The organism is Microbacterium alkaliflavum (assembly GCF_044325405.1).
Classification (GTDB): domain Bacteria; phylum Actinomycetota; class Actinomycetes; order Actinomycetales; family Microbacteriaceae; genus Microbacterium; species Microbacterium alkaliflavum.
Window position 1 is genome coordinate 121,472 of the sequence record NZ_JBIQWL010000006.1, and the last position, 19,633, is coordinate 141,104.

Here is a 19,633-nt window from a genome sequence, read left to right on the forward strand (position 1 = left end):
GTCGTCGCGGACCGGCGAAACATGCGGCAACGTGGCGAAAACTGCCGACTCATATCGATTCGACGGTTGCCCCGTATGACAGGTCGAAGGATGCCGCGACCCGCGCCCCGCATAGCGTCGCGCCCATGACCACCGAGAGCCCGACGGACCTGCGCACCCCCACTCCGACGCTCCGCGAGCTCGCCCTGACGACGCTCCAGGAGGAGGCGGTCGCGCTGACGCGCGAGCTGATCCGCATCGACTCGGTCAACACGGGGGTGGCCGAGACGATCGGCGACGGCGAGACGCGAGCGGCCCTGCTCGTGCGCGATCTGCTGGCCGAAGTGGGCATCGAGGCCGAGCTCGTCGAGCCGCGTCCCGGGCGCGCCTCCGTCGTCGCCCGCATCCGCGGCGCGCACCCCGAGCGCGGCGCGCTCGTCGCGCACGCGCACCTCGACGTGGTGCCCGTCGAGGGCCAGGAGTGGGAGCATCCGCCCTTCGGCGCGGAGGTGCACGACGGCTGGCTGTATGGACGCGGCGCCGTCGACATGAAGAACTTCGCCGGCACGATCCTCGCCGTTGCCCGGCACTTCGCCCGCGAGGGCATCGTGCCCGAGCGCGACCTCATCTTCGCGTTCCTCGCCGACGAGGAGGCCGGCGGAGTCTGGGGTGGGGGCTGGCTCGTCGACAACCGTCCCGACCTCTTCGCCCGGGCGACTGACGCGCTGAGCGAGGTCGGCGGCTTCTCGGTGCCGCTCGGCGACGGACGGCGCGCGTATCTCGCCGCGACGAGCGAGAAGGGGGTCGCGTGGGCGACGCTGACTGCGCGCGGCCGTGCGGGGCACGGCTCGCGCCCGACGCCCGACAACCCCGTCGTGCGACTGTCACGAGCCGTCGCCGCGGTGGGCGAGCACCGCTTCCCGATCGTGCGCACGGCCGCCGTGGATGCGTTCCTGCGCTCGTTCGGCGCCGCGCGTGGGCTCGCCTTCGAGGACGAGACCCTCGAGCGCGAGCTCGACGAGCTCGGGTTCGTCTCGTCGCTCGTCAGCGCGAGTCTGCGCAACACCGTGACCCCGACCGTGCTGTCCGCCGGGGGCAAGACGAACATCATCCCGGCCGAGGCGACGGCACGCCTCGACATCCGCGTGCTGCCCGGTCAGGACGACGCGCTGCGCGACGAGCTGCGACGCATCGTCGGAGACGACGTCGACCTGCGGTGGGGACGCTGGTGGTCGGCGACCGAAGCCGACGTCGACGCGCCGCTCCTGCGCATCCTCCAGTCCGCGATCGACGCAGAAGACCCTGGTGCGCAGGTCGTCCCTTATCTCCTGCCCGCGAGCACCGACAACAAGCACTTCGCGCGTCTCGGCATCGCCGGCTACGGATTCGTGCCCCTGCGCGTGCCCGACGGTTTCGACGTCTTCGGGCAGTTCCACGCCGCCGACGAGCGCATCCCGGTGTCGGCGGTGGAGTTCTCGGCCCGTGCGACCGAGCGCATCCTCCGCACGGCGTGAGCCGTCTGTTACCCCGCGAGACGACTTCTTACCGCGTGTGATGACGCGACCCGCGCGGCCCGCTTCGCACTCTCTAGCGTGATCTCCACCCCGGCCGAACCGGCCATCCATCCCTCCCGAGGAAGCGCCATGACGACAACCGCCGACGACCGCACGCGCACCGCCGTGCAGGTCACCTCCGCGCCGGCCGCCACCGCTCCGGCCGACGAACGCGTCGACTTCGGCTCGTTCCGCGTCGTGCACACGCGGCATTGGTTCCGCTGGACGCTCGGCGCGATCGTGATCTTCGTCATCGCGCAGTTCGTCTGGTCGGTCTTCACGAACCCGAATTACGAGTGGGATGTCTTCGCCCACTACTTCTTCGCCGAGCCCGTGCTCATCGGCGTCGGCTACACCTTGTCGCTCACGGCGATCGCGGCGGCCATCGGCTTCACACTCGGCACGGTTCTCGCGCTCGGGCGCCTCTCGAAGTCTGCCCTGCTGCGCGCCGCCTCGTGGAGCTACATCTGGTTCTTCCGGTCGGTCCCCCTCGTCGTGCAGATCATCGTCTGGTACAACCTCGGCTACCTCTATCCGACGCTCGGCCTGGGCACCCCGTTCACGACCGACTTCTGGATCGTCGAGTTCCCCACCGTCAACCTCATCAGCGCCTTCGCGGCCGCGATCCTGGGCCTGGGCCTGCACCAGGCCGCGTATTCGGCCGAGATCATCCGCGGCGGCCTGTTGTCGGTCGACCAGGGACAGACCGAAGCGGCGGCCGCCCTCGGCATCCCGGCTCGCAAACGGCTGTTCCGCATCGTGCTTCCGCAGGCCATGCGCTCGATCGTGCCGAACGCGACCAACGAGATCATCGGCCTCGTCAAGGGCGCCTCGGTCGTCTTCGTCATCGCGATCCCCGAGGTCTTCTACGCCGTGCAGGTCATCTACAACCGCAACAGCCGCGTCATCCCGCTGCTGCTCGTCGCGGTCGTGTGGTACACGCTCATCACGACGATCCTGAGCATCGGCCAGTACTACATCGAGCGCCACTACGCCCGCGGCACGGTGCGCGTGCTGCCCCCGACGCCGTTCCAGAGCTTCCGCCGCTGGGCGTCGGCGCAGTGGGCGCGGCTCGGCGACGCCCCTGCTCCTCCCGCGCCGCTCGCCGCGGCATCCACTCCCGTCACGCCGGATGCCGGCATCCCCGCCTCCCAGGAGATCCGATGACCATCGCGCCCCTCACCGAGACCCGCGGTCTCGTCGAGATCCACAACGTCCACAAGAGCTACGGCGGTCTCGAGGTGCTCTCGGGCATCGACCTCACGGTGCAGCCGGGCGAGGTCGTCGCGATCCTCGGCCCGAGCGGCTCGGGCAAGTCGACCCTCCTGCGCACGATCAACCACCTCGAGTCCGTCGACCGGGGCTCGGTCACGGTCGACGGGCAGCTGATCGGCTACGAGCGCCGCGGCGACCGCCTGTACGAGCTGCGCGAGAAGGAGATCCTGAAGCGCCGCACGCAGGTGGGCATCGTCTTCCAGAACTTCAATCTGTTCCCGCACCTGACGGCCGTCGAGAACGTCACCGAGGCGCCCGTCGCGACGGGTCTGCGGGAGAAGGATGCCGCGCGCTCGCTCGCGCTGTCGCTCCTGGAGCGCGTCGGACTCGGCGACAAGGCCGAGCACTTCCCGCGCCAGCTCTCCGGTGGCCAGCAGCAGCGGGTCGCGATCGCCCGGGCGCTCGCGCTCAGTCCCAAGGTGCTGCTGTTCGACGAGCCCACGAGTGCGCTCGACCCGGAGCTCGTCGGCGAAGTGCTCGACGTCATCCGCGACCTCGCCCGCAGCGGCACGACCCTCATCATCGTCACCCACGAGATCGGATTCGCCCGCGAGGTGGCCGACCGGATCGTGTTCGTCGACGGCGGCCGAATCCTCGAGCAGGGCCCACCCGAGCGGGTCCTCGTCGACCCGGAGCACCCGCGCACGCGGGAATTCCTCGCCAAAGTCCTGGCCTGAGCGCCGGCAAACCCGAAAGAAGAGAGACACAGCAATGGCCATCAGCAAGAAGCAGGGCATCGCGATCGGCGTGGGCGTCGTCGCGGTGGCCGCGATCGTCGGCGGCATCTTCGCCGCCGTCAACCTCAATCAGCCCGCCGCGGCGGACGAGGCATCCGCCCCGTCGCCGACCGAGACCAACACGGCGACCGGGGACATCAAATGGTTCCACACCGACCCCGTGCCCGAGGCCGTCGCGGCGCTCAAGGCGAGCGGCTTCACGCCCGTCAACGCCGGCGAGCTCACGGTCGCGGTCGGCGCGTTCGTGCCGCCGCTGAGCTACCAGCCCGAAGGCACCTCCGCCGCGACCGACGTCGCCGGCACCGAGCCGAACTTCGGCTCGCTCATCGCCGAGGGCCTGGGCCTGACCTACAACCCGCAGGTCGTCGCGTGGGCCGACTGGCCGCTGGGCATCCAGTCGGGCAAGTACGACCTCATCACCTCGAACGTCACCGTGACTGAGGAGCGCAAGGACCTGTACGACTTCGCCAGCTACCGTGAGGACGTGCTCGGCTTCTACGTCAAGAGCGACAGCGACATCGACTCGATCAAGGACGCGAACGACATCTCGGGCCTCAAGATCGTCGTCGGCTCGGGCACCAACCAGGAGAAGGTGCTGCTCGCCTGGAACGACGAGCTGAAGGCCGCCGGCAAGGCGCCCGCAGAGCTGCAGTACTACGACGACAACGCGGCGGCCGTGCTCGCGCTCCAGTCGGGCCGTGTCGACGCGACGTTCGGCCCCAACGCGACGTCGGCGTGGGCGGCTCGGGAGACTGGCGACACGAAGCTCGTCGGCCTCGTCCCGGGCGGCTGGCCCGAGACGGCGCAGATCGCGGCGGGTACGAAGAAGGGCAATGGGCTCATCGAGGCCGTCAACATCGTGCTCAACAAGCTCATCGAGGACGGCACCTACCAGGATCTCCTGGACTTCTGGGGTCTCGACTCCGAGGCCGTGACCTCGTCCGAGATCAACCCTCCCGGGCTTCCCCGCTCTTGATCCCTTCGCGTGGCGGGGCCGGTCTGTCCGGCTCCGCCACGCTCTCCCCTTTCTCCCTTTTGCAGTGAGGCAGCCATGACCACCGTCCCCCTCTCCGTCCTCGACCTGTCGCCGTTCGGCGCCGGGCAGACCCCGGCCGATGGGCTGCGCGCCTCGATCGCGCTCGCGCAGCGCGCCGAGCGGCTCGGCTACTCGCGCTACTGGCTCGCCGAGCACCACCTCAACCCGGGCGTCGCGGGCGCGGCCCCCCACGTTCTGCTCGCGTCGATCGCCGATCGGACGTCGCGCATCCGCATCGGCACCGCGGCGACGATCATCGGCAACTACTCGCCGCTGCAGGTCGTCGAGGCCGCCGGCGTCGTCTCGGCGCTCCACCCCGGGCGCTTCGACCTCGGCATCGGCCGCTCGGGCTCGACGAGCTCGGCGCAGACGCCTCCCACCGTCACCGACCGCGAAGACCGCGTTGTCGACGGCCTCGTGCTTCCCGCACCGCTTCCGTTCAACGTCGGCTCGGAGCGCTTCGTCGCGCAGTTCCGGCTGCTGGGGCGCACGGCGGGCGACGCCGACCGTTTCGAGCAGGATGTGCTCGACATCCTCGATCTCATCGGCGGCACCTACATCGCGCCCGAGGGCGTGCCGATCCGCGCGACCCCCGCCGAGGGCCAGGACATCCAGGTGTGGCTGCACGGCAGCACGGCCGGCCCGAGCGCCGACCTCGCGGGCCGGCTCGGCCTGCCGTTCGGCGCGAACTATCACGTGGCCCCCTCGTTCGTGCTCGACGCCGTCGAGGCCTACCGCAAGGCGTTCCGCCCGGGCGTGCTCGCCGAGCCGCGCGTCATCGTGTCGGTCGATGCGCTCGTGGCGGACTCGACGAACGAGGCACTCCGGCTCGCCGCGGGCTTTCCGCACTGGGTGCACAGCATCCGCGCCGGTGACGGGGCCATCCCGTATCCGACGCCGGAGCAGGCACTGGCTTCGCCGCTGGATGCCGAGGCCCTCGCCCTCGTGAGCGACCGCGTCGCGACCCAGTTCGCCGGAAGCCCGGCCGCGGTCGCCGAGCGTCTCGAGACGCTGCAGCGCGTGACGGGCGCCGACGAGCTTCTTGTGACGTCGATCAGCCACGACCCCGCCGATCGCGAGCGATCGTACGAGCTGCTGGCGGAGGTGTGGGGGCTCGAGGCGTGGGAGCCGGAGGTTGGCTCGGCCGCCGCTGTCAAGCGCGAGCTCGAGGCGGCCGGCGTCGCGTGAGCACGGTGTCGATCCGGCTCGTCCGCCCGGAGGAGTATGCGGAGGCGGGTCGGGTGACCGCCTGCGCGTACTCGGCGAGCTACGCCGACCTGTCCGACTCCTACCTCGCGTCCCTGCGCGACGTCGCCGGACGGGTGACCGACGGCGACGTCTGGGTCGCCGTGGATTCGGGCGAGATCGTCGGGACGGTGTGGGTGGCCCCCGAAGGCCGTGCTCTCTCCCCCGTCGCCGAGCCGGGCGAGACAGACTTCCGTCAGCTCGCCGTCGCGCCCTCCGCGCGGGGACGGGGTATCGGCGAGGCCCTCACGCGCCACGTCATCGCCCTGGCCGCCGAGCGCGGATCGCATCGCGTCATCATGAACAGCGGCCCGCAGATGCTCAGCGCCCACGCGCTGTACGCCAAGATCGGCTTCCGCCGTCTCACCGAGCGAGAAGGCGATCGAGGTCGAACCCGGCCGATGGGTCGACCTGCTCACTTTCGGGCTCGATGTGCTTCAGCCCGAGGCGTCGGGAGTATCGCGGGACACCTCGAAGTAGTAGACGGTCGTCGTCACCTGCAGGACCCGGGATGCCGCCACCCCCGCGGCATCCATCGCCCCCTTGAGCGGCCCGTCGTCGTCCCGGACCGTCTCGTTGCGATGCCAGAGCGGGAGCACGTCGATGTCGACCTCCTCGGCGGGCCTCACCAGCGCGAGGATGCGGACGCGCGTTCCGTCGATGTCCACGAGGCCGTCCGCCGTCGGCGCGTACGGGCTGAGATTCAGTCCGAAGGCGTTCTGGATCTCGGCGACGGCCGCCGTGGCGGTGGCATCGTCGGGGAGGTCAGTGGCGTCGTTGCGTCCGCTCCCGGTGGCGTCGTCGAATGCGTAGACGGTTCGCCGCACGGCCGCGCACGAGTATCCCTCGATGTGTCGGTCGTCGAACCCGCCCCTGTCGCTCGTCGTGGATCCGCAGGCGTCGAGGCGGCGCTCGGCGATCTGGTGGACGCCGCTCGGCAGGGGTATGTCGACGCTTTCGAGTACGCGCAGCCCCTCGGCACGCGCAGCGTCGGCGCCGGCGAGCTCCTCCGCGGTGGGTGCCGTGCTGCATCCCGTGACCAGCGCGACGACCAGGCCCGCGAGGACCATCGGGGCGATCGCCCGGCTGGCGCATCGACGTCTCGTCGCGCTGACGCGCCTGTCAGATGGGGTCATTTCGCGGACCCTTGATCAAGGTCACCGCTGCGTCGGACCAGGGCAGCGCCACGCTTCTCAGGTGAGGTCATCGAAGTCGCCGCGCACCCACGCGATGTGCCGGTCGGCCGACCTCCGCACGATGTCCTGCGCATCCGTCGGGATGACGTTGTCGAAATTGCCGTACAGCCGATCGAACGCGAACCGTCCGACCTGGGTCGCGATCCGGTCCACGACGGCGCCGGACAGCGGCAGCCGGTTCGGGTAACTCCGCATGAAGCTCACCGACGTCCTGTCGGGGTTCGCGAAGATCGTGTCGCTCGACAGCAGCACCCCCTTGCCTTCTGCTCCCGCCGCCCAGTGCACGACGGCGCTTCCCGGGAAGTGGCCACCTGGTTGCGTGAGCGTCACGCCTGGCAGGATCTCGATCTCCTCCGACCAGAGCTGAATGACGGGATCGGGCCGGGCCACCCATTCCCGGTCCTTCTCGGCGACGAGCAGCGGCACACCACCGAGCGCACGGCTCCACTCGACCTGCACGCCGTACATGTGCGGATGGCTCGCCACGATCGCGACGACCGGCCCCGTCTTTTGGAGGGCCTCGACACCTGCGTCGTCGAGGAATCCGATCGGATCGAACAGCAGGCTCCCTGCATCCGTGCGGAGGAGCTTCGACTTCTGCCCGATCCCCACACCGGGCGTGCTGCCGACGAGCCAGAGGTCCGGTTCCGCTTCGACGAGCTCGATGCGAGTGCCGGCATCCCTCAGCTCCGCGAGAGTCGTCCACCGCTGACCCTCTGCCGGAACCCACTGCCGATCGTCGGCGCAGATCGCGCACACGTCGACGCGCTCCGCGTGCTCCACCGCGCACGTCGCGCAGATCCAGAAAGACGTCGTCGTCGAGCTGCCGGCCATCGTTGCAGTCAACCACGGGCGGTGCACACACGTCACGGGTGGGTGATTGCGCAGGCGTTCTGGGAGGCACACGCCGATCCGTTCGCGGGCTCGGACGCCGGCGCGAGTCGTCATCGCTGGCGGCGTGACGGAGAGTAGTCGCCGCGCCGCCCGCAGGAACAGGTTCAAGCCTTCGCAGACGTTCGGGCCGAGTTCTGAAGATTGAAGCATCGTAGCTATGTTCGATCATGCACTGATCATCTGCCAGACTTTAGACATTCGTTGGATCCCCGCTTCGAGAGCTCAATGTCGGAAGCTCTCGCTAGTCTCGTATTTATGTACGAATCACTCCTCGACCCGACGAGCGAACTCGACCTGTGGGATGCCGAACTCTATGGCCCACCTGATCGAGCACCCGCACCCGACGCCTCTCTTCACGAGCTCGCCGGCCATGAGCTCGAGGCGTTCGCGCGCCAGCGCCGCCTCGCCGTGGCTCAGGAATACCGGCTCATCGGCGAGATCCTGCGCGAGGCCGAGCTCGAGCCCGACTTCTGGACCGGGCCCGACCCGACGCTCGATCCGCTGTGGGTCGACCATCGCGGGCGCACCGTCTCGGCGATCCGGAAGGAGCGCCGCGACTTCGCGGCGAGGGCCGCGGCGGCCGACGTCGCGCTGCGGCTGCGGATGTCGGAGGCGACCGTGCGCACCCGAGCGTCGCACGCGGAGGCGATGCGCGAGCGGACGCCCCGGCTCTGGTCGCTGTTCCTCGCCGGCCGCGTGAGTGAGCAGAACGCCGTCACGGCGGCGTCCCTCGCCGCGACGCTCCCCGCCGATGCCTGCGAAGCCTGGGCAACCTTCGACGCCCGGGTCGTCGAGGTCGTCGAGGTGCTCACACCGGCGAAGTTCCGCGTGGCGGCCCGCGCCGCCCGCGAACGGGAGCATCCCGAGTCGATCGAGGAGAGACACCGACGCGCGGCTGACGACCGCGGCGTGTGGTCCGCTGCTGAGCTCGACGGCATGGGGTCGCTCGGAGCGAGCATGCCCGCAGCGAAGGCTCGTGCCGCCTGGTCTCGCATCGACGCGATCGCGCGCCGCCTCGCGGCGGCGAAGGGCGAGGAGCGCACACTCGCCCAGCTCCGCGCCGATGTCTTCGCCGATCTGCTCATCTCAGGAGTGACAGAAGCCGCCGGCCCGAATATCCGCGCGATCGTAGCGATCACGGTTCCGGTGCTGACTCTGCTCGGGGCCTCCGACGAGCCCGCGATGCTCGAGGGTTACGGTCCGATCGACATCGAGACGGCGAAGCAGCTCGCGGGGTCGGCCACCTCCTGGATCCGCGTGCTGACGGATCCCGTGACCGGCACCGTCCTCGACGTCGATCGACGAACGCATCGCGTGCCGGCGGACCTCCAGCGGTGGATCCAGGTGACCCAGGCCACGTGCGTCTTCCCCGGATGCTCCCGCCCCGCCCGCGAGTGCGACCTCGACCATCGCCTCGACTGGCAGTACGGCGGCACGACGAGCAGCGACAACCTCGACCCCGCCTGCGAGCACCATCACATGATCAAGCACGGCACGCGATGGGAGTCGTACCGCTGTCCCGCGACCGGGGTCACGTGGTGGGTGAGCCCGACAGGCATGCGATCGGCGAGCGACCCGGCGCCATTCTGAATCAGGCCTACGGGATGCGGATGCTCGATGCCTCAGAGCTCAGTCGCGCGCCACGAGGTCGGCGAGCACACGTCCGATGACGGGAGCGAACTTGAAGCCGTGACCGGAGAACCCCGCGCCCACCGACACGGGCCCGCGGCGCTCGAGGAAGAACGCCGCGTCAGGAGTCGACGTGTAGGTGCACGTGATCTCGGCCGCGGCCGAAGCATCCACCCCGGGAAGCCATTCGTCCGCGTAGCGCCGGATGAGCGCCGAGAGCTCGGCGTCGGGGGTGAACGTGCGCCGGTCGGGATGCGTCTCGGGCCCGACCCCGTGCCAGCCCGCCTTCACGCCCTCGCCGGGCGAGCCCATGCCGTAGACGGCGCTCGGAAACCACGCCGTCGCGGGGTCGGCGGGCGACGAGGCGTGGTTGAAGCCCGGCCAGTCCTCCGGGACGCCGGCGAGCGGCGCGAAGAACGCGGGCTGCTCCTGCGTCACGCGCAGTGGCGGCAGCGAGAAGGACGCTCCGAGCGCGGCGAGCACGTCGACGGTCCACGCGCCTGCGGCCACGACGAGGCGATCCGCTCGCAACGAAGTCTCCCCTGAAGACGAACGGACCCGCACGACGACGCCGTCATCCGACACCGAACCGCCGACGACGGCGGTCGTATGCAGCACGCGGGCGCCTCGCGCGGCGGCGGCAGCCGCGAAGCCTGTCACGGCGCGATCGGCGTTCAGGCGCCCCGCCTCGGGGGTGTGCAGCACGGGCCCGGCGAAGCGGAAGCCCGGCCACCGCTCCGACGCCGCCTCAGCAGACAGCAGCTCGGTCTCGAAGCCGCCGGCCGACACGGCGGAAGCAACCTCCTGGAAGTCCCGACCCGGCCCGTGGTTCACGATGCCGGTGCGCGTGAGCACCGACGTCCCTGTCTCGGCCTCGAGCTCGCGCCAATCGCGCTCGGCCTCGTGCAGCCACGCGAGCAGCCCCGGATCCTCGTAGCTCACGTTGAAGTTGCGAGAGGCGCCGTGCGAGGCGCCGCGCTTGTGTCCGGCCTCGAACCGCTCGATGAGCACGACGTCGAGGCCGCGCCGCGCGAGCTGCCACGCCGTCGCCGCACCCATGACACCGCCACCGAGGACGACGACCTGCGCGTCGCGTGCCGCCGTCACGCGACGCTCTTCTCGAAGCAGTGCGAGAACGAGATGTCGAGGTAGGGCGGGTAGATGGGGATGCGCGTGTAGCCGATCTTCTCGTAGAGCGCGATGGCGTCCGGCTGACGATCCCCCGTCTGCAGGATGAGGCGGCCCGCGCCCTCTGCGACGGCGATGCGCTCGAGCTCCGCCATGAGCGCTCTGCTCACACCGCTTCCCCGAGCGCCCGGGTCCACGAAGACCCGCTTGACCTCGAGCGCCCCCGACAAGCCGAGGTCCCGCAGCGCCGCGTGACCCACCGGGCGAGCGTCGGCGTCGGTCGCGACGATCGTCGCCACGATCGAGTCGGGGTCGATGCCCAGAGCCGCACCGATGCGCTCGGCCTGCTCGTCCGAGATGTCGTCGAGCCGGTCGGCGTAGCGCGGCGAGACCTCGGCGTCCATCGCGTCGCGCAGGGCGGCGGCGCGCTCGTCATCCCACGGCACGGTCTCGATCGTCCACAGCGCGGTCGGGTCGGGCATCCTGCCATTCTCGCTCGGCCACGCGACAGCAGCGGCCGCACGGGCAACACCCCGTAACGAGCCCTGAGCGACCGAGCGCAGCGTGGCGGGCTCAGTCGACGTCACGCCGCGACGGGGTCGCCGACGCGGGTCGCGGCATCCGCTTCCGTCCACAGTGTCGTCGGCAGCTCCCGGCGCAGCACCGGCGCGACCTCCAGGGCGAACCGCTCGAGGATCTCGAGCTGCTGCGCGAACGGCACGGTCGTGGGCAGACTGATCGACTGCAGCGAGTGGCCGAGCCGCTCGTGGAAGCGCTGGATCTTCTCGATCACCTGCTCCGGCGTGCCGACGAGCACGGGACCTTCCGCGACGGCGTGATGGATGTCGCGATACGGCGTGTTGTTGCCGGGCACGTTCGTCGCGGCGACGATCGCGTCGTAGACGGGGCCGTACTGGCGGATCGCCTCCTCGGTCGTGTCGGCGATGAAGAGCGCCCCCGCGCCGGCGGCGACGTAGTCGCGTCCCGGCTCGTGGCCGTGGCGCACATACTCCGCGCGGTAGTGGTCGACGAGCACGGCGTAGTTCTCCAGCGGCTGGATGGCGTTGGCGCTGAACAGCGGGTCGCCCCACCGCCCGGCCAGCGCCGCCGAGAAGAGCGTCGTCGCAGAGCCGTGCCACACGCGCGGCGCACCGGCGAACGGCCGCGGCAGCGTCGTGAAGTCGGACAGCGCCCGAGTGAACTCTCCGCCCGGCCAGTCGACGTCACGCCGGAGTTGAGTCGCACGCGACTGGTCTGCGCCGCGATCGCGCCGAGGAGCACCGTCGGAGACGACGACAGGAACGGGCCTGCGTGGCGCTCCCCGACCGCGACGGCGTCGAAGCCGAGCTCCTCCGCACGCACCGCGGCTTCGAGGGTCTGCTCGAGCCGCTCGGCCGGTGAGACCTGGCGACCCGTCAGCGGGTCGGCGCGATAGGGGATGATGTCGAGCAGCTGGAACCTCACGCGGGCGCCCCCACGAGGTCATCGGCCTGCACGCGCGACAGCGGGGTCTTCTCCCCCGCCTCGATGCCGATCGGCAGACGGTTCTCCGCCGGCGGCAGCGGGCACGTCGCGAAGTCGGTGTACGCGCACGGCAGGTTGACGGCGCGATTGAAGTCGAGCACGGTCCAGCCGTCGGCGTCGGGTGCGGGCACGCCGAGACTGCGGTTGGCCGCGTACGTCGTGATGCCGCTCGTCGCGTCGGTGAACAGCACGAGGAGGTCGCCGGGACCGCGGCCGGGGAAGGCCACGAGGCGGAACTCCTCGCCCGCGAGCGTGAAGACGAGCTCGCCCGGAGCCTCGTACACGTGGGTGAGTCCGTCGACGGCCGAACCGACCGACGTGGGCCGGGCCACGTCGAACGCCTCGAACCGCGCCGCCACCCGCCAGCGCGGGTTCGGGACGTAGGTCGGAGTCCCCGCATAGGAAGCAAGGAACGGGTGATCCGCCCGGCGCGGACGCAGGATGTCGTGACCGCCGCGCTTGGCGACTTCGATGACGCCGCCGTCGAAGCCGACGGTGACGCCGTCGCGCTCCGCGATCGGGCCGAAGCCGTACTCGACCGTCGCGGGCGCGCCCGCGACGTCGAGCGACTCGCCCTCGTCGAGGTCGACGACAGGTCCGTCGGGTCCCGTCGACCACAGGCCCGGGATGCCGTCGAACGACGTGGACTCGGAGGTGAGCCAGTGCAGGCCGGTCACGGCCAGGAATCCGTGCGGGTCGGCGCGGCGGGCCTCGTGGGCGCGATGCCATTCCTCCCACTCACGTCCGAACTGGGCGCGATCGGTGATCTGAGCTGAAGTCATGAGCGGACTCCTTTCACGCCGTCGCGGCGAGCGCGCCGCGGCGTGCGGGGATGGGCAGGCCGAGGTTCTCGCGCAGCGTCGAGCCCTCGTAGTCGGTGCGCAGCGAGCCGCGCTCCTGCAGGAGCGGCACGACCTTGTCGACGAACTCGTCGAGGCCCGTGGGCGTGACGTGGCCGCCGAGCACGACACCGTCGGCGCCGTCGTTCTGGATGAAGTCGTCGAGCCCCTCGGCGACCTGCGCGGGCGTGCCGATGAACTGCGCGCGCGGCGAGATCTCGGCGGCGAGGCCCCGGATCGTGAGGCCCTTCGCGTCGGCGAGATCCCGCCACTTCCGGACGGTCTCGAAGCGGTCCTGGTAGATGAACGCACGTCCCTGGATGATCGGTGCGGCCTCGGGGTCGGGATCGACGTCGGGAAGCGGGCCGTCGATGTCGTACGCCGACAGGTCGCGGTTCCAGACCTGCTCGAGCAGCACCTGCACGGTGCGGTCGGTGAGCTGCTGCTCCAGGATGTCGCGTGCCTTCTCCTCTGCGTCGGCGAGCGAGTCGCCGATCACGAAGCCCGCACCGGGGATGATCTTGAGGTGGTCGGGGTTGCGGCCGTGAGCCCGGGCGCGCGCCTTGATGTCCTGGGAGAACTCCCGGGCCTCGGGGAGGCGCGAGTACGGCGAGAAGATGAGGTCGGAGTTCGCCGCGGCGAAGTCGCGGCCCTGCGGCGAGACGCCGGCCTGCACGATGATCGGGTTGCCCTGCGGGCTGCGCGGCACCGTGAACCGGCCTTCGATGTCGAACTGCGCTCCCTGGTGCGAGAAGGCGCCGGCAGAGGCATCCGCGAGGAACTCGCCCGTCTCCTTGTCGGCGACGATCGCGTCCTCCGCCCACGAGTCCCAGAGCTCGCGCACGGTGCTGACGAACTCCTCGGCGCGCGTGTAGCGCTCCTCGCGCGTGAGGAACCCGCCGCGCCGGAAGTTCTGGCCCGTGAACGCGTCCCAGCTCGTAACGACATTCCAGCCGGCCCGCCCGCCGGACAGGTGGTCGAGGCTCAGCAGCTGGCGCGCGAGCTCGTACGGCTCGTTGAAGGTCGCGTTGAGCGTGCCGACGAGGCCGATGTGCTCCGTGACTCCGGCGAGCGCGGCGAGCACGGGGAGGGTGTCGGGGCGTCCCGCGACGTCGTGGTCGAAGACCTTGCCGTCGCGCTCACGGAGCGCGAGACCCTCGGCGAAGAAGAAGTAGTCGAACCGGCCGCGCTCGGCGGTCTGCGCGACGTGGCGGAAGCTGTCGAACGCGATCTGGCTGCCCGCATCGGGGTGCTCCCAGAGCGTGTGCTCGTTGACGCCGCCGACGTACGCGGCGAGGATGATCTGCTTGCGGGGTGACGTGGTCATGATGGCTCCTCGGGATGCCGCGATCAGGCGAGTGCCGACGCGTAGCGGTTGGGAACGGTGGTCGGAAGGCCGAGCCGCGCGCGCAGCGAGACCGGCTCGTCGGAGTCCGCGAGCAGCTCGCGGCGGCGCAGCTCGGGCACGAGGTCTTCCGCGATGCGCGGGAGGTCGTCGGTGACGACGCCCGGCCGCAGGCGCACGCCGGCGTAGCCGAGAGCGCCGAGAGCCGCGATCTCGTCGGCGAGCTCGGCGGCCGAGCCGGTGAAGATGCGCGTGTCGGAGGTGAGCTCGCGGCCGAGGGCGTCGAGTCGCACGAGACGATCGGCGGCTCGCTCGCCGGTGTCGAGGAGGACCAGGATGTCGGCGTACACCCGCAGTGGCTCGCCCTCGCGTCCGACGGCGGTCTCGGCATCCCGCACCTCGGCGAGGATCGCGGCGGCCGAGGCGAGGTCGCCCGGCGTCACGAAGACGAGATCCGCGGATGCCGCGGCGAACCGGTATGGCAGCGCGGCGTGCGCGAGGGCGGCAACGACGGGCTGGCCCTGCGGCGGGCGCGGCGTGATCGACGGGCCGCGCACCGTGAAGCGGTCGGAGGAGAAGTCGACCGTGTGCAGCTTGTCGGCGTCGAGGAAGCGGTCGGTGGAAGCATCCCGAATCTCGGCGTCGTCCTCCCAGCTGTCCCAGAGCCGGCGCACGACCTTGACGACGTCGGCGGCCTCGGCGAAGAGCTCCTCGGCGGTCTCCCACAGGCGCGGGTCGTCGATGCTCTCGACCTCGGGGATCTCGCGGCGGCCGACGTGGCGGGCCTCGTCGGCGCGGCCGGAGACCTTGGGCTGCCAGCCGGCGCGGCCGAGGCTCGCGTAGTCGAGCGTCGCGACGGCCTTCGACACGTGGAAGGGCTCGGTGTGCGTCGTCGTGACGGTCGGGATGAGGCCGATGCGGTCGGTGACGGGGGCGAGGCGCGCAGCGAGGAGCAGCGCGTCGAGGCGCCCGCGCACCTCGTCGAGCCGGCTGTCGGGGCCGAACGGGCGGCTCGACTGCAGGGCGAAGGAGTCCTCGATCGTCGCGAAGTCGACCCCTCCCCGATCGGCGATGCGCACGATGTCGGTCCAGTACTCGGGCGTGAACAGCTCGTCCGGGCGCGACGACGGCTCGCGCCACGCGGCCGGGTGCCAGCCCGCGCCCTCCAGCGCGATTCCCACGTGCAGCGGCGAATCAGTGGTCATGACTTCTCCTGTTCTGCGGTCCCGCGGCGGCGACCGAACCTCGGGGAGTAGCTTCGCCCGTTCGCCTCGGGCGCCGAATCAGGCGCGTCAAAGGTGGTCATGCGACTTCATGCGCCGTAACGGATGCCGCTTCCGGCGCCTCTCGGGAATACGCCGGCACACGGCCGGCTGAGGCAGATCGCTATCCGAGGAGATCGACCGCGACGACGATGGCCGCGACGATGAGGCCGATCGCGACGAGGGAGAAGAGGACGCCGTAGATGATGCCGCGGGCGGCCCGCCGTCCCTCCCGCTCTTCGCGATCACGTGGGCGGTCAGGGTCGTCAGGGGTCGTCACGTGAGGTGCTGCTTTCGTCGGGGATCCATACATGAGACCCCGACCGACCGATTTCATGACGCGGTCGGCGAGAATCGCTCCATGTCCGACGAGGTCTCAGAGCGCGAGTGGGGAGGGATGCTGCGCACGGTCGCGCGTGAAGCATCCGAACCCTCAAGCGCGCTGCGCGAACGAGGCCTCATCGCCGCAGTGCCCGAGCTCGCCGCGCTCGCCGGAACTCCGCAGGACCCGCTCTGGCACCCCGAGGGCGACGTGCTCGTGCACTCGCTGTGGGCCGCCGACCTCGCCGCCGCACGCGCGGACGCCGAGCGCTTCGCCCCGGAACGGCGTGAGCTCGTCGTGCTCGCGTCGCTCTTGCACGACATCGGCAAGCCTGCCACGACCCGTCGTCGAGACGGCCGCCTCACGTCGCGCGGTCACGCCGAGCGCGGCGCCGAGATCGTCCGTGCGCTCGGCCGGCGGCTCGATTGGCCGGGCACGCTCGTCCGCCCGATCGCGGCGATCGTCGGGGACCACATGGCGCACGTCTCGGTGCAGGGCGCGCCGAGCGCGAGAGCGGTGCGCAACCTCGTCTCACGGCTCCGAGGGTCCGAGGCGACGCTGGAGGACTGGGCGGTCGTCGTGAAGGCCGACGGTGACGCGCGGGGTTCAGCCGCGCGGCCGGATGCCTCGATCCCGTGGCTGCGCGTGGCGCGCGAGCTCGGGCTCTGAACTCAGGACTCGTCGGTCATCATCAGCCGCAGGAGGTGCACGAGGGCCGCGCGCTCACGGTCGCCGAGCGGCGCGAGCGCCTCCTCCTCGCGGCGGGCCAGCTCGCTCATCGCCGAGTCGACGCGGGCCGCGCCCTCGTCGGTGAGACGCACGAGCACGCTGCGGCCGTCCTTCGGATTGCGCTGCCTCTCGATGAGTCCGCGCTCCATGAGGCTCGCGAGCCGCGCCGACATGCCGGCGCTCGAGGTCATGGTCGCCTCGATGAGCTGGGCAGGGCTCAGCTGGTGGGGCGGCTCCTCGCGGCGAAGCGCCGCGAGCACGTCGAACTCCCACGCGGCCAGCTTCGCGGTGCGGAACGCCGCCGACCGCAGGCGGGACAGCCGCGCCGCCACCCGGCGCAGCCGCGACATGACGTCGAGCGGCGTGAGGTCGACGCCGGGCAGGCGCTGCGACCACGCATCGATCAGCAGGTCGACCTCGTCGTCACGTTCTGGCCCGGGCACACTCCGACGGTACTTGGAGATGGCGGCGCGCGGGTGTCACGCGCGTGGATCGGCCGCTTGCGCGTCGCCACGCGGCCGGTGCCGACGGGGCGACCGCCGTTGCCACGACGGTCGGCATGCTTCCCAAAACCCCATTGAACTTCAGGCTCACGCAGCACCTGTCTGAGCACGAAGTTCAATGGGCCAACGAGAGCACTTCTGTCCGACAACGCCCCAGATGCGACCACGCCTCGCCAGGGCCGTGTGAGCGCGAAGTTCAATGGGGAATTCGGGATGCTCCCACCGCCAGGGAGGCGCGCCGGGCGGGGCTATGCAGCACGACGAGCTGCTGAGTGGCGCGGGTCATCGAGACATACCGGTCGACGGCGCCCTCGATGCCGCCGCCGAACGCCTCCGGGTCGACGAGCACGACGAGGTCGAACTCGAGCCCCTTGACGAGCTCCGGGCTGAGCGAGGCGACCCGCGGCGACCCCGCGAAGGTCTCGTCGCCGATGACGCAGGCCATTCCTTCGCCGTGGTGTCCGAGCCACTCGGCGAGGATCGCATCGCGCTCGGAGGCGTCGGCGTAGACGACGGGCGCGCCGGTCGCCCGGATCGACACCGGCACATTGGCGTCGGGGATCGCGGCGCGGATGACGGGCTCGGCCGCCGCCATCACCTCCTCCGGCGTGCGGTAGTTGATCGTGAGCGCCGCGAGGGTGCTGTCGCGCAGCCCGATGCGGTCGAGCCGCTCCTCCCACGACTCGGTGAAGCCGTGGCGCGCCTGGGCGCGATCGCCCACGATCGTGAAACTGCGCGACGGGCAGCGGCTCATCAGCATCCGCCATTCCGCATCCGTCAGCTCCTGCGCCTCGTCGACGATGACGTGCGCGAACGGGCCCGCGAGCAGGTCGGGGTCGATCGTGGCGACGGCCGCCTCATCGTCGAGCGAGTTGACGAAGTCCTGGCCGCGCAGCATCGTCATGATGAGCATCTCGGAGTCGTCGGCCGCGATGAGCTCCTCCGCGACGCGCTCGCGCTCGGCCCGCTCCGCCTCGAGCATCGCCTCGCGCTCGCGGCGACGCTGCGACGCGGCGGGATCGCCGAGCCGCCGCCGCGCCGCGTCGAGCAGCGGCAGGTCGGCGACGGTCCACGCCGAGGCATCCGTCCGCTGCACGGCATCGACCTCCGCGGGCGTGAGCCACGGCGCGCAGCGGCGGAGGTACGCGGGCACGGACCACAGGTCCGCGACGAGGACGGATGTCTCGATGAGCGGCCAGGCCCGGGTGACCGCGCGACGCAGCCCGTCGTGCTGGGCGATCGCGCGGCGCAGGCGGTGCAGCGGAACGTCGTCGCCGTCCACCTGGTCGACGAGGATGTCGAGGATCGTCTCCCACACCTGGTCGCGGGCATCGTTGTGGGGCGTTCCGGGTTCGGGCGACGCGAACGCCTCCGCCCAGTCCTGCGGCGTGAGCAGCAGATCGACCCACGGCGTCTCGACGATCAGCGGCTCAGTGGGCGGCTCCTCGTAGAGCCGCACGGCGGGCTCGATCGCCTCGACCATGCGGCTCGACGCCTTCACCGCCGCGGCCACCGGGTCACGCTCGGGAAGAGCAGCCGCACCCTCCGTCACGAGGTCGCGCAGCGTGCACACCTGCACGCTCTCCTCACCGAGGCTCGGCAGCACGTCCGAGACGTAGGCGAGGTATCGCGCGTGCGGGCCGACGAACAGCACCCCGCCGCTCCCCTCGCCGAGGCGCGGATCGGAGTAGATGAGGTAGGCGGCACGGTGCAGCGCGACGACCGTCTTGCCCGTACCCGGTCCGCCGTCGACGACGAGCGCCCCGCGCGAACCCGCCCGGATGATGGCATCCTGATCCGCCTGGATCGTGCCGAGCACGTCGCGCATGCGCGGCGACCGGCTCGTGCCGAGGCTCGCGATGAACGCCGACTGGTCGTCGAGCGCCGCATTGTCCTCGAGGCCCTCGGCCGTGAAGACCTCGTCCCAGTAGTCCCGCACGCGCCCGCCCGACCACCGGTAGCGGCGCCGGCTCAGAAGGCCCTGCGACTGAGCGTGCGTCGCGGCGAAGAACGGCTCGGCGGCCGGAGCCCGCCAGTCGACGAGCAGGCGCCGACCTGTGGCATCCACCAGTCCGAAACGGCCGATGTAGACGGGCTCGCCGCCGTCGTCGGGCACGATGCGACCGAGCACGAGATCGAGTCCGAACCGCCGCAGCGCCCGCAGCCGCGCACTCAGCCGGTGGATCTCGAGATCGCGATCGAGCGCCGCCTGGCCGCCGCCCGTCGGAGCGAGGCGCACCTCATCGAGACGGGCGGACAGGTCGGCGATGGATGCCGCGAGGCTCTCGCCGATCGCGGCGAAGTGCGACTCGTCGGCGGCGATGAGTGCGGGCGCGGCCTTCGCGGCGAGGTTGTCGGGCAGGTCGAACGGGCTGGTCGAGACACGCGGCATGCAGCTGACTCCAGGGACGGCAAAGGGAGGCGGGGATCGATTCTG

18 protein-coding genes and 2 pseudogenes are annotated in these 19,633 nt (G+C 71.0%); 8 read left to right on the top strand and 12 right to left on the bottom strand.

Annotated elements, in window-relative coordinates:
• The first annotated feature begins 125 nt into the window (after positions 1-125).
• The 6 genes and pseudogenes from ACH3VR_RS16175 to ACH3VR_RS16200 all read left to right on the top strand — a co-directional run.
• Positions 126-1,493 (top strand): M20/M25/M40 family metallo-hydrolase, encoded by a 1,368-nt coding sequence (locus ACH3VR_RS16175; RefSeq protein ID WP_397557353.1) that lies wholly within the window; start codon positions 126-128, stop codon positions 1,491-1,493.
• 129 nt (positions 1,494-1,622) lie between these two features.
• Positions 1,623-2,699: an amino acid ABC transporter permease gene (locus ACH3VR_RS16180; RefSeq protein ID WP_397557354.1), complete on the top strand. Its 1,077-nt coding sequence runs from the start codon at positions 1,623-1,625 to the stop codon at positions 2,697-2,699.
• On the top strand, positions 2,696-3,484 hold the full coding sequence (locus ACH3VR_RS16185; RefSeq protein ID WP_397557355.1) for an amino acid ABC transporter ATP-binding protein: 789 nt from the start codon (positions 2,696-2,698) through the stop codon (positions 3,482-3,484). Before ACH3VR_RS16180 ends, ACH3VR_RS16185 begins: the two co-directional genes overlap by 4 nt.
• A 34-nt stretch (positions 3,485-3,518) precedes the next feature.
• Positions 3,519-4,520, top strand: coding sequence for an ABC transporter substrate-binding protein (locus ACH3VR_RS16190; RefSeq protein ID WP_397557356.1), 1,002 nt, complete (start codon positions 3,519-3,521; stop codon positions 4,518-4,520).
• Between the two features lie 75 nt (positions 4,521-4,595).
• Positions 4,596-5,768: an LLM class flavin-dependent oxidoreductase gene (locus tag ACH3VR_RS16195; protein ID WP_397557357.1), complete on the top strand. Its 1,173-nt coding sequence runs from the start codon at positions 4,596-4,598 to the stop codon at positions 5,766-5,768.
• A 134-nt stretch (positions 5,769-5,902) separates the two neighbouring features.
• Positions 5,903-6,193, top strand: a pseudogene (locus ACH3VR_RS16200) (GNAT family N-acetyltransferase); the annotation flags it as partial.
• A gap of 69 nt (positions 6,194-6,262) precedes the next feature.
• Here the strand turns inward: ACH3VR_RS16200 and ACH3VR_RS16205 are convergent.
• Together ACH3VR_RS16205 and ACH3VR_RS16210 are read right to left on the bottom strand one after the other, a co-directional pair.
• Positions 6,263-6,895 carry a hypothetical protein gene (locus tag ACH3VR_RS16205; protein WP_397557468.1) on the bottom strand — a complete coding sequence of 211 codons (633 nt, stop codon included), beginning with the start codon at positions 6,893-6,895 and terminating at the stop codon, positions 6,263-6,265.
• 123 nt (positions 6,896-7,018) lie between these two features.
• Positions 7,019-7,855 carry an MBL fold metallo-hydrolase gene (locus ACH3VR_RS16210; RefSeq protein ID WP_397557358.1) on the bottom strand — a complete coding sequence of 279 codons (837 nt, stop codon included), beginning with the start codon at positions 7,853-7,855 and terminating at the stop codon, positions 7,019-7,021.
• A gap of 315 nt (positions 7,856-8,170) precedes the next feature.
• Here ACH3VR_RS16210 and ACH3VR_RS16215 point away from each other — a divergent pair, with 315 nt between their 5' ends.
• Complete coding sequence (locus ACH3VR_RS16215) at positions 8,171-9,505, top strand: HNH endonuclease signature motif containing protein (protein WP_397557359.1); 1,335 nt, start codon at positions 8,171-8,173, stop codon at positions 9,503-9,505.
• A 39-nt stretch (positions 9,506-9,544) separates the two neighbouring features.
• Here ACH3VR_RS16215 and ACH3VR_RS16220 read toward each other — a convergent pair whose 3' ends face one another.
• From ACH3VR_RS16220 to ACH3VR_RS16255, 8 genes and pseudogenes are all read right to left on the bottom strand, one after another.
• Positions 9,545-10,651 (bottom strand): FAD-dependent oxidoreductase, encoded by a 1,107-nt coding sequence (locus ACH3VR_RS16220; RefSeq protein ID WP_397557360.1) that lies wholly within the window; start codon positions 10,649-10,651, stop codon positions 9,545-9,547.
• Complete coding sequence (locus ACH3VR_RS16225; protein ID WP_397557361.1) at positions 10,648-11,154, bottom strand: GNAT family N-acetyltransferase; 507 nt, start codon at positions 11,152-11,154, stop codon at positions 10,648-10,650. The genes ACH3VR_RS16220 and ACH3VR_RS16225 overlap by 4 nt, the downstream gene beginning before the upstream one ends.
• A 101-nt stretch (positions 11,155-11,255) precedes the next feature.
• A complete protein-coding gene (locus tag ACH3VR_RS16230; protein WP_397557464.1) occupies positions 11,256-11,861 on the bottom strand; it encodes an LLM class flavin-dependent oxidoreductase in 606 nt (201 codons plus the stop codon).
• A gap of 89 nt (positions 11,862-11,950) precedes the next feature.
• Positions 11,951-12,136, bottom strand: a pseudogene (locus ACH3VR_RS16235) (LLM class flavin-dependent oxidoreductase); the annotation flags it as partial.
• Positions 12,133-12,978: a DUF1684 domain-containing protein gene (locus tag ACH3VR_RS16240; protein WP_397557362.1), complete on the bottom strand. Its 846-nt coding sequence runs from the start codon at positions 12,976-12,978 to the stop codon at positions 12,133-12,135. The pseudogene ACH3VR_RS16235 and the gene ACH3VR_RS16240, both read right to left, overlap by 4 nt.
• Positions 12,979-12,991: 13 nt before the next feature.
• Entirely contained in the window at positions 12,992-14,362 is a 1,371-nt protein-coding gene (locus ACH3VR_RS16245; protein ID WP_397557363.1) for an NtaA/DmoA family FMN-dependent monooxygenase, read from the bottom strand.
• Positions 14,363-14,385: 23 nt separating this feature from the next.
• Positions 14,386-15,585: an LLM class flavin-dependent oxidoreductase gene (locus ACH3VR_RS16250; RefSeq protein WP_397557364.1), complete on the bottom strand. Its 1,200-nt coding sequence runs from the start codon at positions 15,583-15,585 to the stop codon at positions 14,386-14,388.
• A gap of 181 nt (positions 15,586-15,766) precedes the next feature.
• Positions 15,767-15,922, bottom strand: coding sequence for a hypothetical protein (locus ACH3VR_RS16255; protein ID WP_397557365.1), 156 nt, complete (start codon positions 15,920-15,922; stop codon positions 15,767-15,769).
• An 81-nt stretch (positions 15,923-16,003) separates the two neighbouring features.
• On the opposite strand from ACH3VR_RS16255, the gene ACH3VR_RS16260 reads away from it, so the two are divergent.
• The gene (locus ACH3VR_RS16260; protein ID WP_397557366.1) at positions 16,004-16,633 is read left to right on the top strand and encodes an HDIG domain-containing metalloprotein; all 630 of its coding nucleotides are present in this window, start codon (positions 16,004-16,006) and stop codon (positions 16,631-16,633) included.
• Between the two features lie 2 nt (positions 16,634-16,635).
• Here ACH3VR_RS16260 and ACH3VR_RS16265 read toward each other — a convergent pair whose 3' ends face one another.
• Together ACH3VR_RS16265 and helR are read right to left on the bottom strand one after the other, a co-directional pair.
• Positions 16,636-17,136, bottom strand: a complete 501-nt coding sequence (locus ACH3VR_RS16265) for a MarR family winged helix-turn-helix transcriptional regulator (RefSeq protein WP_397557367.1) — start codon at positions 17,134-17,136, stop codon at positions 16,636-16,638.
• Between the two features lie 256 nt (positions 17,137-17,392).
• Positions 17,393-19,588, bottom strand: a complete 2,196-nt coding sequence (gene helR / locus ACH3VR_RS16270) for an RNA polymerase recycling motor ATPase HelR (RefSeq protein ID WP_397557368.1) — start codon at positions 19,586-19,588, stop codon at positions 17,393-17,395.
• Positions 19,589-19,633: the final 45 nt, after the last annotated feature.

What these genes read in the sequence shown, in the direction of transcription:
- ACH3VR_RS16175 (WP_397557353.1), top strand. Translation starts at nt 126, where the DNA reads ATGACCACCGAGAGCCCGACGGACCTGCGCACCCCCACTCCGACGCTC.
- ACH3VR_RS16180 (WP_397557354.1), top strand. Translation starts at nt 1,623, where the DNA reads ATGACGACAACCGCCGACGACCGCACGCGCACCGCCGTGCAGGTCACC.
- ACH3VR_RS16185 (WP_397557355.1), top strand. Translation starts at nt 2,696, where the DNA reads ATGACCATCGCGCCCCTCACCGAGACCCGCGGTCTCGTCGAGATCCAC.
- ACH3VR_RS16190 (WP_397557356.1), top strand. Translation starts at nt 3,519, where the DNA reads ATGGCCATCAGCAAGAAGCAGGGCATCGCGATCGGCGTGGGCGTCGTC.
- ACH3VR_RS16195 (WP_397557357.1), top strand. Translation starts at nt 4,596, where the DNA reads ATGACCACCGTCCCCCTCTCCGTCCTCGACCTGTCGCCGTTCGGCGCC.
- ACH3VR_RS16205 (WP_397557468.1), bottom strand. Translation starts at nt 6,895, where the DNA reads ATGGTCCTCGCGGGCCTGGTCGTCGCGCTGGTCACGGGATGCAGCACG.
- ACH3VR_RS16210 (WP_397557358.1), bottom strand. Translation starts at nt 7,855, where the DNA reads ATGGCCGGCAGCTCGACGACGACGTCTTTCTGGATCTGCGCGACGTGC.
- ACH3VR_RS16215 (WP_397557359.1), top strand. Translation starts at nt 8,171, where the DNA reads ATGTACGAATCACTCCTCGACCCGACGAGCGAACTCGACCTGTGGGAT.
- ACH3VR_RS16225 (WP_397557361.1), bottom strand. Translation starts at nt 11,154, where the DNA reads ATGCCCGACCCGACCGCGCTGTGGACGATCGAGACCGTGCCGTGGGAT.
- ACH3VR_RS16240 (WP_397557362.1), bottom strand. Translation starts at nt 12,978, where the DNA reads ATGACTTCAGCTCAGATCACCGATCGCGCCCAGTTCGGACGTGAGTGG.
- ACH3VR_RS16245 (WP_397557363.1), bottom strand. Translation starts at nt 14,362, where the DNA reads ATGACCACGTCACCCCGCAAGCAGATCATCCTCGCCGCGTACGTCGGC.
- ACH3VR_RS16250 (WP_397557364.1), bottom strand. Translation starts at nt 15,585, where the DNA reads ATGACCACTGATTCGCCGCTGCACGTGGGAATCGCGCTGGAGGGCGCG.
- ACH3VR_RS16260 (WP_397557366.1), top strand. Translation starts at nt 16,004, where the DNA reads ATGTCCGACGAGGTCTCAGAGCGCGAGTGGGGAGGGATGCTGCGCACG.
- helR (WP_397557368.1), bottom strand. Translation starts at nt 19,588, where the DNA reads ATGCCGCGTGTCTCGACCAGCCCGTTCGACCTGCCCGACAACCTCGCC.